This window comes from Paenibacillus oceani (assembly GCF_014705615.1).
GTDB lineage: Bacteria > Bacillota > Bacilli > Paenibacillales > NBRC-103111 > Paenibacillus_AB > Paenibacillus_AB oceani.
Genome location: NZ_JACXJA010000019.1, coordinates 129,871 through 142,312 on the forward strand (window position 1 = coordinate 129,871; position 12,442 = coordinate 142,312).

Here is a 12,442-nt window from a genome sequence, read left to right on the forward strand (position 1 = left end):
ATCGTAAGGAGTGAGAGCTGAATATGTGGGAGAAAGTGAAAGGCTTTACCGCGGATTTCTTCGTTACCGGGGATCCGTTAATATACGGTGCGGATGTCAGCATCGTACTAACGGTAGCAGCCATCGTATTCGTCTTAACGTATTTCAAAAAATGGGGCTGGCTGTGGCGCGAATGGCTCACAACGGTCGATCATAAAAAAATCGGCATTATGTACATTTTGTCCGCATTCCTGATGCTGTTCCGCGGAGGGGTGGATGCGCTCCTGATGCGGGCGCAGCTGGCCGCTCCGGAGATGAGCTTCCTGACGCCGGAGCATTACAACCAGATCTTTACGACGCATGGCGTCATTATGATTTTGTTTATGGCCATGCCGTTTATGTTCGGATTGTTTAACGTCATCGTGCCGCTGCAGATCGGGGCGAGAGACGTCGCCTATCCATTTCTGAACGCGCTGAGCTTCTGGCTTTTTTTCTGGGGGGCGATGCTGTTTAATCTGTCCTTCGTCATCGGCGGGCCGCCGGATGCGGGCTGGCTTGCCTATCCGCCTTATTCGGAGAAGATGTTTAATCCGGGCGTCGGGCAAGACTTCTATATTTGGGGCATCCAGATTTCCGGGATCGGCAGCCTGATCACCGGGATCAACTTTATCGTGACGATCCTGAAAATGCGCGCTCCCGGCATGAAGCTGATGAAGATGCCGATGTTCTCCTGGTCGGTATTGTCGAGCTGTATCGCGATCATTTTTTCTTTCCCGATCTTGACAGGGACGCTGGCGCTGCTGTTCCTCGACCGGTATGCCGGGGCGCACTTCTTCACGCTGGACGGCGGCGGCAATCCGATGATGTATATCAATCTCATCTGGATGTGGGGACATCCGGAAGTGTATATTATCGTCCTGCCGGCTTTCGGGATTTTCTCGGAAATCGTAGCCACGTTTTCGAAAAAAAAGCTGTTCGGCTACAAATCGATGGTGTATGCGATGATGATCATCAGCGTCTTGTCGTTTCTCGTATGGGCGCATCACTTCTTCACGATGGGTTCGGGAGCGGACGTTAACGCCTTCTTCGCTCTAACTACGATGCTGATTGCGATTCCGACGGGCGTCAAAGTGTTCAACTGGCTGTTCACGATGTTCCGCGGCAAAATTACGTTCCAAACGCCGATGCTTTGGACCGTCGGCTTCATTCCCTGCTTCGTAATCGGCGGGATGACGGGCGTGCTCTTATCGGTAGTGCCGGCGGATTTTCAGTTCCACAACAGCTATTTCCTGATCGCTCACTTCCATCAGGTCATTATCGGCGGAGTCGTATTCGGCTATTTTGCCGGCTTGTATTACTGGTGGCCGAAGATGTTCGGCTTTAAGCTGAACGAGCGAATCGGCAAATGGGCGTTCTGGTTTTGGAATATCGGCTTCTACCTATGCTTTATGCCGCAATATGTCGTCGGGCTGATGGGCATGACGCGCCGGGTCGCCTCCTACGGATGGGACAAGGGCTGGTGGGAGATGAACCTTGTCTCCACGATCGGCGCAGGCTTGATGGGGATCGCTTTCCTGTTTCAGGTGTGGCAGATTATGCATAGCGCCAAAAGGTACAAAGCAAATCTGGATACGACGGGAGATCCGTGGAACGGACGGACGTTGGAATGGTCGATCCCGTCGCCGGCACCCCATTATAATTTCGCCGTGCTCCCGCAAGTGTCCGAGCAGGACGACTGGTGGGAGCGGAAGCAACGCCGCGAACGGGGAGAAACGGTCCGGAGCGATTCGCACGATTCGCCGAAGCAGGAGCCGATCCATATGCCGCGCAACTCGGGGACCCCCTTTGTAATGTCGCTCTGCTGGTTCGTCGCCGGATTCGGGTTCGTATTCGACTGGACCTGGTTTGTCGTTGCAGGTTTGGCCGGCGTTGCGCTGTGTATGATCGCTCATTCGTTTAACTACAATACCGATTATTATATCCAGGTCGATGAAATCGAGCGCACGGAAGCTAGCGCAAGGAGGGGACAAGCAGATGGCTAAAGGGTTGGATACCTTCCAATCTGCCGGATTGCCGGAGAAGGTTCACGAGCAGCATCCGGATCTGGAAGGAATGCGCACGTTCGGATTTTGGATTTACCTGATGACGGACGTCATCTTGTTCGGAACGTTTTTCGCCACGTATATCGTCCTACAGGGCAATACGAACGGCGGTCCGGGTCCCGCCGATTTATTCCGGATTGGAGACGTCATCGTCAGCACGTTCATCCTGCTGACCAGCAGCTATACGTGCGGTCTGGCGCTGCTCGCGATGAACAAAGGAAACAAGCGGGCGCTGCTCGGCTGGCTCGGCGTCACGGCTTTGCTCGGCATCGCGTTTCTGGGGCTCGAGATCGGCGAATTCGCTCATATGGTGTGTGAAGGCGCGACGATGGGGACGAGCGCCTTCTTATCGGCTTTTTATACGCTGGTCGGGACGCACGGCATTCACGTAACGATCGGAATCGTCTGGATGGCCGGTGTTATGCTCCAAATCTCGAGGCGCGGCATTACGCCGGTGACGAAGCGCAAAGTGAATATCATCAGCTTATTTTGGCACTTTCTGGATGTCATCTGGATCTTCGTATTTACGGTCGTGTATTTAATGGGGGTGAGCTAAGATGGCGCAGACGAATCAGGCCGCACATGCGGATCATACGGAAACGCACGGTACGTTCCGGTCGTACACGCTCGGCTTCCTGTTCTCGCTCCTCTTGACCGTTATTCCGATTGCCATCGTGCTGAACGGCTGGCTGGACGGGACGGCAAACGCGCTCGCGCTGATGGCGGCCGCGATTCTGCAATTTATCGTGCAGCTGTTGTTTTTTATGCATTTGGGGGAAGAGAGGAAGCCGCGTTACAATCTGATCACGCTGCTTCTCGGTCTGGTCATTCTGCTCGTGATCGTGGCCGGGTCGATGTGGATTATGATGTATAATACGGTCGCCGTGTAAAAAGTTAAAAGGTTAGCGTCGGGAAACCGGCGCTAACCTTTTTCGATCGCTTGGAGGGAGGAACCGATTAAGAGTGGATAAGACGGATAAGAGCGGTTTGTACCCTCTATTTTGTCCGAAAACCGGCTTGGACACGGAATAAGAGCGATCTGAAGCCGCTAAACTCCGCGAAATGGGTGCACCCCCCATCAGTTGGCTGAAATAAGAGGTGTTAACCGCCCCTATCCGTCTTAGATTGGCCAAAAGGCCAAAAATAGAGGGTGCAAAAGACTCCTATTTGTCATACCAGGTCTGTCAAGCGGGCGAAACGGGCCGCAGCCCAGTCCTTATCCGAGAACCGCCCGAAGCGCTGCGGCAAACTTCATAATCCCCGGTCTTATTTGCTGTTCTCCCGCTCTCGCATACGTAAACCGCACATAACCGGAATCCGAGCCGTAGACGCTGCCCGGCACGAAGATGACGCCCCGGCGTATCGCTTCCTCCAGCAGCTTGCCGTCATTGACCTCCGGCTTCACTTTGCACCATAGATGCAAGCCTCCCTGCGGAACCGTAAACTTCACCAGATCTCCCAGTTCCGCGCGAATCGCTTCGATCAGCAAATCCCGCTTATACAAAAGCCGCAAACGCAGCCGCTCCAGATGAGGCGCAAAATAGTCCGAGTTTAAAAACTGCGAAGCGAGCTTCTGCGGGACGACGCTGAGCCCGAAATCCATCTGCTGTCTGGCGTCGGCCAGCCGCTCGACAACGGAATGAGGCGCGACCAGCCAGCCGACGCGCAAGCCGGACGCCGCCATTTTCGAGAACGATCCGATATACAGCACAGAGCCAAGGGTATCGATCGACTTGATCGGCGGGGGAGGCGTCTCCTCGTAGGCGGTCAGGCTGAACGGATCATCTTCGACGATCGGAAGGCCTAGCTCGCTTACGAGATCCAGCAGCCGCGCACGGCGTTCGGGGTCGAGAACCGCGCCGGTCGGGTTTTGAAAATTCGGGTTAAGAAACACCATTTTGATCCGGTGTTTTTTGTACAGCGCGCGAATGTCCTCCGGCTTGATTCCTTTGGAATCGACAGGCAGCCGGAACAACCGGAGGCCGGCCGACTGGAACATCGGGAGCGAATAACAGTAGGAAGGGTCTTCGATCGCAACGGCATCGCCGGGAGACAGCAGGCACTGGGTGATCAGGTACAAGGACTGCTGGGAGCCCGACGTGACGAGGATCGAAGATTCCGTCGTCTGGATCTGTCTGTATTTGTGCAGATACGATACTAACGATTGCCTCAGCGGGGTATAGCCATGCGGGTTGTCGTAACCCAGGTAAGAATTAAAGTGATTTCCGCTCAACAGCGAATTGATCTCCTCTACAGGCGACAAGTCCCCTTCAAGCTCGCCGCTGGCGAAGTCGATCAGGGACGGGTTATGTCCGAGCGCTTCCCGGATCCGGCGCAGAAAAGGCACATTGGGCAAAAAGCTCCCGCCTACGGCATACCGGCTCCAGTTCGGCGTATGTTTGGGAGTCGCTCCCCATTTATATTTGCTTACTCTCGTTCCGCTTCCAGACCGGCTCTCGATAATGCCAAGCGACCGGAGCTCGGCATAGGCCAATATGACGGTGCTGCGGTTCACTCCCAATTGCTCCGCCAATTTCCGTTCCGAAGGAAGAAGGCTGCCAGGCGGGAATTCCCCGTAAGAGATTCTCCGTTCGAGATCGTCGGCAATTTGCTGGTAGATCGGCTGGCCGTTCGAACGATCCGGTGTCCACATGCTCTGCACCTCCTGGGCTTATGATTAGAATGAAACTATATGGTGATTTTTATCATACCATTTGCGCCCCGTTTTTTTATAATAAACCTGACAAAATCTCTATCAATCTGTTGAACATGGAGGGTCTGTTTCGGATGAAGCGGATGGTACGATTCCCGCCGGTTTGGATGGTTCGTTTTTAGGCTCTGTCATATATCATAGTAAATAGATAGGAATTTAAAACGAAACCGGAAGCCTATCCGGAGCTCAAGGGGATGATCGAATGAAGGAACGTACCGCCCGTGTTGCTGTAGTCCAAGCCGCTCCTGTCCTTTTTGACAAGAAATCCGCCATGGACCAAATCGTAAGCAGATCGAAGGAAGCGGCGGCGCAAGGAGCGAATCTCATCGTATTTCCCGAAGTATTTCTGTCGGGGTATCCGAGAGGATTATATTTCGGGACGCGGGTCGGCAGCCGGGAGGCGAGCGGCAGGCAGGACTGGCAGCGGTACTGGAGCAGCGCGATCGAAGTGCCGGGGGAGGAGACGGATCTTCTCGGCGAACTGGCCGAAGAGCTGGGCGTTTATCTGATAATCGGCGTCGTGGAGCGGGATCGGGAGTATAGCGGAGGAACGTTGTACAACTCGATCCTCTACATCGGGCCGGACGGCAACGTTCAGGGCAAACACCGCAAGCTGGTGCCGACAGGCTCCGAGCGTCTGTTATGGGGACAGGGGGACGGCAGTACGCTGACGGTGATCGACACCCCTTACGGCCGGATCGGAGGGCTGATCTGCTGGGAAAATTATATGCCGCTCGCCCGGACGGCGTTGTACGCCCAAGGCATCGATATTTATATCACCCCGACGGCGGACGCCCGGGATACGTGGCAAGCGACCTTGCGCCACATCGCGTGCGAAGGCCGGTGCTTCGTCGTTTCCAGCAATCAATATGCGACCAAAGCTTCATATCCCGCCGATCTGGCCTGCTATGACGACATCCGGGACGCCCCCGACGTGTTGAGCAGAGGCGGCAGTGCGATCGTCGGCCCGCTCGGGGACTATATCGTGGAGCCTTTATACAACGAGGAAGGCCTATTGTATGCAACGCTTGATCTTTCCCTGGTTACGCAGAGCCGGTATGACTTCGATGTCGTCGGCCATTACAGCCGCCCCGACGTCTTTCAATTAACCGTGAACACGAAAAAACAGCGTATCGTCCGTCAGGAGGAAAAGTCCCCTTCGTGCAGCGACTCGTAACCGGTTCGGCCCCTTGCTCTGGAGCAGGGGGCTTTTTGCCGGCTGCATGCAGGGAGGAAGCAGGCTGAAAAGTGGTGAGGATTTATATGTCCGAATCGATTATAATGGATATAATTTTAGTGGGAATATATACCAGACCTAAGTTGATGAAGATCGCTCCTATCGGCCTTTGTATCAAAAGGGAGGACGTTATGAAACGTATGATCATTTGCATCGTATTGGCGGCCGTCGTACTGTCGGGCTGCACAGGCGATCCGGGGTTTCCGTCGCCGGAGGAAGCTATGGCCGGAGCGGGGATTCAAAGCAAAGGAATATTAAAACAAATTGAACTTCAGGACGCCGTGCTGATCTTTTACCGGAAGAAGGAACCCGTTAAGGATGTTCAGGTCGGAGCAGGTTTGGTGCGTAAAAAGAACGGCAGCTGGACCTGGATGAACGGTTCGGACGTACAGCGACTGACAGAGGCTCCGGTCACTTACAGATGGACCAATCTGGACAAAATGAATCAAGCGGGCAGCGGCTACCATATGTACTGGGGAATCGTCAATCAGGACAATATCGCCAAGCTGCATATCAAGCAGAGACAAGGCTGGGGGACGGATGCCGATGCCGAGCTGCTGGACACAGGGCTTGGCTACCGGATCTGGTATCTGGTCCTGGATGAGTATTACGGTACCGTGCCGGGTGTGGAGATGATCGGTTATTCGGCTGGCGGAGAGGTTGTATACAAGTACGAATAAGGCAAAACGAACGAAGCTTCTTACGGGGCGGGACCGAATGGGCGCGAATATACGATAGCCGGAGGGAAATAACATACGACAAAAAAAGAAAGAAGCCGGCTCGGGGACCGAGAGGCTTCCGGTAGATTTTTTATCATGAAACGCGCGTTAGGCTGGAGGCGCCAGAGGAGCCAATTCGTCGCTGTAGATCGTAATGATCCGGTTCAGATTGTCCCAATACGTCTTGTAGCCGAACAGATCGCTGATCTCCCGCAAGTTGACGAGAATGCGGTTGTTCAAAATATGAATCGGCGCGGCGATCGTCCTCAGCCGTTCCGGGTCGGTTGCCAGCTTGTATTGAATCTCGTTTTTGTCGAGATCGATCCGGATCTGCCGGGCGCCGAAGGCGTGCATCAGTTCTTCGACGGGCGTCCATGTCTTGCCGTCAACGATGACGGGCTTGTGGGCGGTAAATTTAATCTCGTTGTTGTTGAAATAAACGGTGATGAACGGCAGCGTACGGGCCTGGTTATTGCCTAGCAGCGTAATATGGCCTTTGTTCAGCTCGGCGATGTCCGATTCGGACAACCCGGTAATTTTGCTGTTGCCGCGGCCGGGCTGGAGCTCGATCCCGTAGGTGTCCTTCATCTCCTGCTGGAACGAGGCCATGAGGTTCTGCGTTACTGCCTTCAGGCCGATGTCCGTCCCTTCAAGCCGGGCGAGCAGGATGCCGATGCTTTCCGCAGCCAGCGCGCCGTTCGGCTGAATCCGGGCGCTTCCGTAAGCGACGGGAGTCGCTCCGACCAGCTTGCCGGTCAGGATGACGTTGTCCGCCTCCTTCAGCAAATAGCTGCGAAGCGGGATGCCATACTTGTCCGGCCGTCCGATCGCGAATCCTTCCCGGTTGGAACGCGACCCTTGGATATCGATGAAATAACCTCCGACGCTGACATTGTCCCAGTACATCTCGCCGCTCAGCAGATCGGAAGCCTCAAGTGTATATTCAGTCGGATAATGGTTGTATTCGCGAATATACAAATAACCGGGCTCGCCGTTCAGCTCGATATTTTGAAAGCCGGTGATATACTGCTTCAGATGGTCGCGGATACGCGGCATCTCTTCCTTAGCATAGTCCATCGCCCGCTTGACCGTTTGCGGATCGCTGGGGTCGACATCGTATACTTGAAGCGCGTTAATGATAATATCTCCGTCTTTTTGGTTGAGGATATTCAATCCGCGCAAGTTCACCTTGTCCGGATTTTTCGGTTCGTATCGGGCTACGATCGGCGGGAAGCCGTAGGCGATATTGGCGTCTACGTACGTCTCCGGTCCGTACATCGTCATCCGCTCCGCCTTGTTCATTTTCCAAAACTGGCTGTAAAACTTCTCCCAGTCGACGCCCTTGAACTTCATCATGTACGTGGCGCTCATATATTCCTTCTGAGGGCTCTGGTACAAAGCTTCCAGCCCCGGCAGCCGCTGCGTGCCGAGCAGGTCGACGAGCGCTCCGTTGTCCGTATTATCGACGAAATAATCAGCCTCTACCGTCTTCTCGCGGCCGCCGGACGTAACGTACTTAAGCGCCTTCACTGTTCCGTTCTCGGTGCGGACTTCGCGCAACATGGCGTCCTTGGTAAGCGGAATTCCGCGGATCAGCCCGTTGAAGTACGTCTCGAAGTCGGCCTTTTTCCGGATATTCCCGGCGTAATAATCTTGAAACAGCTGCTTGATCGAGCCTTGCACGATCGAATTGCCTTTATCGTCAAACGTTTCGTCCAAGTATAACATTTCCCCTTGGAGCAATTGTCCTCCGACTCCTGCGGTCGGTTCCAGGATCGTGACGCGCAGCCCAAGCTCATGAGCCCGCTTGGCCATATACATGCCTTCCAGCTCGGTTCCGATAATGACGAGATCTGCTTTGCCGCCCGTCTTGTACCGGTATCCCAGATAGGAGAGTGCCGCCACCAGCACAACCAGCGTTCCAATCCAAATCGTTTTTTTCACTCCATGCACTCCTTGCCGACGTTAGCGACGATTGCTGGTTTACAGCCTTATTGTACGAAAAAAAGCCTTCCCCGGCAACGGGTCCGCAAAATGGCGGATATGCTGCGGGGAAAGCTTCCAGCCAACGCTTGCCGGACGAAGGGACCGGTCAGGGAGCTGTCGGCATCGCAGGCTGCGGCACGCCCGGGGAGTCGCTCGGAGACGAGCCGGGAACGGCGCCTTCATAGTAAGGGTATAAGGCATGGCGCAAACCGTATTCGAACAAGTCGAGATCGGGCATCGAGAGCTCTTTGGCGATGGAGACGGCCCTGTCGATGTCATACGAAACCCTCCGTAGTTGAACGGCAATATCGTTTCCCGACAGGTCGATTACGGCGTAGCTTGCTCTGTTGTCGCGGTCGAACGGGATTCCGACGCTGCCGCCGTTTACGACCGTGCGCCCCATCGCCTGTCTTACGAAGGCATGATGTGTATGGGCGGTCAATACGAGCTTCGTCTCTTCGTATTGATGCAGACTGTCCAATTGCTCCAAGGTCGCCCATGGGTAGGTGATCTGAACGAAAGAGGACGCAGAAGCGTGATACAGCTCCGTCTGAATGCCGCCGAAGCTCAGAGCTTGTCCCATCGGCCAATTGGCGATCCAGTGCTGTTGCTCGGCCGTTAACCGGGCACGGTCGTATTGAAAGGCGCGGTACTGCATATTTTCTTTAAAGGTCTCGGGTTTCCAGTCCGGGCTTTTGGGATACCGGGTAAACATATGATCGTAATTGCCGCGTACGGTTGCAAGCGGTTCAAGGGAACGCAGCAGTTCCACGCATTCGGAAGGTTGGGGACCGCGCATGACGATATCGCCGAGAAATACGACTGTATCCGGGGCCATCCGTTTCATATCGTCGATAACCGCCTGAAAAGCAACCGCATTGCCATGGACGTCGGATAAGACGGCTAATCTCATGGTTTCACTCATTTCTTATGTAGGGTAGGGGAGACTCTTATTTTGGGATAAAGCCTATTTTCAGAAATTAATTATATCATCCAAATCAGATCTTGCGAGCAATGGCCGAATCGCAAAAAAAGGACCCCTTGTCAACGGGACAGGGGCCTTACCAAAAGGTTTATATTAAAAAGGGGGTCTTGCTACTTATTATAACCCGTCTACATGATGAGAACGTGACAGAAATATTTCATTTGTGTAACAAAAACATAAAACAAGAGAACCCGGATTGCAGCGTCGTGTGCCCGGACCATGTGCGTCCAGACCACGTACGCCCGGACCACTCTCGCCGGGAGTTTAACCAGGGCCGATAAATTATCGGTTACAGCTTGACGGCAACCGGGGCTTTTTGCCGGAAGTACACCCATTCCTTGAAGCCGATCTCTTTCAGGCGCTGCTTCACTAGCTCGAATTCGTCACCGACCCGGCTAGGTATATGGGCGTCGGAACCAAATGTGACGGATACGCCGTTGAAGAGGGCGCGCTCCAGAATTTCGTCGGACGGGTACCAGCCGCCGCAATGTTTCGTCTTGCCGGACGTATTGATCTCGATGGCAAGGCCGTTCTCGCCGATGATGCGCAGCGTATTCTCGACGGCTTCGGTTTGGATCGCGGAAAACTCCGGATAATATCCTTTCATCGCGTCGATATGGCCGAGAATTTGAAACATTCCGCTTTCGGCGGATTGGCGGATCAGATCGTAATACAGCTCCTTTTGCCGGACTTTCTCGGCTTTGGCGAGACCTTCCCACCGTTTCTTGTTGAAGATGCTGACCCCGTCGGAGCGGTGCACGGAGCCGATGATGTAGTCGAACGGATACCGCTCGTAGATTTGCCGGTAGATGTCCGTATGCTCGGGGAAAAAGTCCGATTCCACGCCAAGCAGCACCTCGATCCGATCCCTGTATTCTTCCTTTAGTGTCAGCACTTCAGTTACATATCGGGCGAATTCGCTCTTCGCCATTGCGATGCCGGGCCACGGCTGCTCCTCTTCTTCGGCGAAGTAGGGGGAGTGATCGGATATACCGATGACTTGCAGCCCTTCGGCGATCGCTGCCTCGATATAGCTGCGGATGACGCCTTCCGCATGTCCGCATCGGTCGTGGTGGGTATGCAGGTCGAATTTCATGATAGCGTCCTCCTAAGAGTTTTGCGTGAGCAAAACTGCATCGTAAGCATAAGCTAAGCTTTGCGTAAGCAAAACTGCATCGTAAGCATAAGCTAAGCTTTGCGTAAGCAAAGCTGGCATCGTAAACATTAGCTGAAACGTTCCGTCTCATTGTGTCCAAACTAGCTGCCGTTCACTCCGGTGCGACCCGTCTATTCCGAGCCGACGAAGTTCGTCTCCGGCATTCCTTTCAAATCCAGCAAAAACTGGTGCATCGCGGAGTTTTTATATTTGCCCGCCTTCGTCATGACGGCGATCGGATGGGTCAGCTCAAGCTCGTTCACCTGGATCATCTTGAGCGTACCGAGCCGCAGCTCGTTGGCGATCGACAGCTTCGAGATGATAGCGGCGCCGAGGTTCAGCTCCACCATCCGTTTCACTTCCTCGCTGCTTGACAGTTCCATCACGATAGGGGGCTCGATCTTATACATCTGGAATACGTGATCGACAAACCGCCTGCCCGCCGTCTCCGGCGAAAGCATAATAAACGGAATGTCTTTCAGCGCATCCACTGTCGTATGGGAGAGCTTCGACAAAGGATGGCTCGGGGATACGACAAGTTCGAACGTATCGTAATAAAGCACCGACGTTTCCAGAGAGGACGGTTTGTCGAACAAATACCCGATACCGATATCGATCGTTCCGTTCTCGACGCTGGTCATAATTTGCGAGGAGGTCATCGAGTGGATCGTCGTTTTAATAAGCGGATACTGGTTCTGAAAGTACGAAAGCACCCGGGGCAATATTTGCATAGCTAACGATGTGGTCGTACCCAGATGTATATGGCCTTGCGGCGTATGGTTCAAATCTTCAAGCCGCTGCTTCAGATCGCCGACCGTCTGCAGGATGCGCTCCGCATGTTCGAGAAAGATGAGGCCGCTGTCCGTGAGCGTCACCGGCTGATTGCGATCGACCAGAACCGTCCGGAATTCCTCTTCCAGACTTTTGATCTGCGCCGATACGGCCGGCTGCGTCAAATTCAGCAGCTCGCCCGCTTTCCGGAAGCTCATCGTCTTGGATATGGCGACCAGCGTCTCCAACTGGTTAATGTTCACGACTCACCTTCCTTTCCCGTTATCGTGATCCGTTAGGTCGCCGGCTGAAACAGCTCAAGCCACTCGCCGTCCGGACCGTAGAAAAACCGGTAGCGCGCTCCGTTCGGGAGCGTCGTAATGTCCGGGTCGATAAAGGTGACGCCGAGCTTCTCGATCCGGCTGATCTCCGCCTCCAGATCGTCGACGGTAAAGGCGATATGGTGCACCTTGCCTTCGGCCGGCAAGTTCCCGTTGTAACCTTCGACCAGCTCCAGCTCCGTTTCCTTGGCGCCCGGGGTTGCCAGAAAAGCCAGCTTCACCGTGCCGTTGCCGTGATCCAGCGTGCCCAGCAGCTCGAAGCCGACAATGTCTCTGTAAAATGCGATCGATTTCTCCATACTGGATACCATAATCCCGACATGCTCGATTTTCCTTACTGCCATCTTTTATTTCCTCCTGTCCGACGGGGACCGATAATGATAAATGCCGTAATTTTCGTCCTTTCCATTGTACCTTTTACATGGCGGCAGGAAAAGTCCCGCTTGAAAACAT

The 12,442-nt window shown here is 54.2% G+C and carries 11 protein-coding genes; 5 read left to right on the forward strand and 6 right to left on the reverse strand.

The genetic code is table 11. The annotated features are described in order from the left end of the window. Positions 1-23: 23 nt before the first annotated feature. Genes IDH45_RS15425 through cyoD form a run of 3 tightly spaced genes read left to right on the forward strand, consistent with a single transcriptional unit; the run spans position 24 to position 2,971 of the window. Complete coding sequence (locus IDH45_RS15425) at positions 24-2,021, forward strand: cbb3-type cytochrome c oxidase subunit I (RefSeq protein WP_190929013.1); 1,998 nt, start codon at positions 24-26, stop codon at positions 2,019-2,021. After that, the gene (gene cyoC / locus IDH45_RS15430; RefSeq protein WP_190929014.1) at positions 2,014-2,637 is read left to right on the forward strand and encodes a cytochrome o ubiquinol oxidase subunit III; all 624 of its coding nucleotides are present in this window, start codon (positions 2,014-2,016) and stop codon (positions 2,635-2,637) included. Before IDH45_RS15425 ends, cyoC begins: the two co-directional genes overlap by 8 nt. Before the next feature lies 1 nt (position 2,638). Further along, a complete protein-coding gene (cyoD, locus tag IDH45_RS15435; protein WP_190929015.1) occupies positions 2,639-2,971 on the forward strand; it encodes a cytochrome o ubiquinol oxidase subunit IV in 333 nt (110 codons plus the stop codon). Positions 2,972-3,297: 326 nt separating this feature from the next. On the opposite strand, the gene pdxR is transcribed toward cyoD, so the two are convergent. Then, positions 3,298-4,734 (reverse strand): MocR-like pyridoxine biosynthesis transcription factor PdxR, encoded by a 1,437-nt coding sequence (pdxR, locus tag IDH45_RS15440; protein WP_190929016.1) that lies wholly within the window; start codon positions 4,732-4,734, stop codon positions 3,298-3,300. 262 nt (positions 4,735-4,996) lie between these two features. Here pdxR and IDH45_RS15445 point away from each other — a divergent pair, with 262 nt between their 5' ends. Both IDH45_RS15445 and IDH45_RS15450 read left to right on the forward strand, forming a co-directional pair. Then, on the forward strand, positions 4,997-5,971 hold the full coding sequence (locus IDH45_RS15445) for a carbon-nitrogen hydrolase family protein (protein WP_190929017.1): 975 nt from the start codon (positions 4,997-4,999) through the stop codon (positions 5,969-5,971). A 191-nt stretch (positions 5,972-6,162) separates the two neighbouring features. Further along, positions 6,163-6,711, forward strand: coding sequence for a hypothetical protein (locus tag IDH45_RS15450; RefSeq protein ID WP_190929018.1), 549 nt, complete (start codon positions 6,163-6,165; stop codon positions 6,709-6,711). A 147-nt stretch (positions 6,712-6,858) separates the two neighbouring features. Here IDH45_RS15450 and IDH45_RS15455 read toward each other — a convergent pair whose 3' ends face one another. The 5 genes from IDH45_RS15455 to IDH45_RS15475 form a co-directional block, all read right to left on the reverse strand. Next, positions 6,859-8,694: an FAD-dependent oxidoreductase gene (locus tag IDH45_RS15455; RefSeq protein ID WP_190929019.1), complete on the reverse strand. Its 1,836-nt coding sequence runs from the start codon at positions 8,692-8,694 to the stop codon at positions 6,859-6,861. Between the two features lie 148 nt (positions 8,695-8,842). Further along, entirely contained in the window at positions 8,843-9,649 is an 807-nt protein-coding gene (locus IDH45_RS15460; protein ID WP_190929020.1) for a metallophosphoesterase family protein, read from the reverse strand. Positions 9,650-10,010: 361 nt separating this feature from the next. Further along, entirely contained in the window at positions 10,011-10,817 is an 807-nt protein-coding gene (locus IDH45_RS15465; RefSeq protein WP_190929021.1) for a histidinol-phosphatase, read from the reverse strand. Between the two features lie 191 nt (positions 10,818-11,008). After that, positions 11,009-11,911, reverse strand: coding sequence for a LysR family transcriptional regulator (locus IDH45_RS15470; RefSeq protein ID WP_190929022.1), 903 nt, complete (start codon positions 11,909-11,911; stop codon positions 11,009-11,011). Positions 11,912-11,943: 32 nt separating this feature from the next. After that, a complete protein-coding gene (locus IDH45_RS15475) occupies positions 11,944-12,333 on the reverse strand; it encodes a VOC family protein (protein WP_190929023.1) in 390 nt (129 codons plus the stop codon). Positions 12,334-12,442 lie beyond the last annotated feature (109 nt).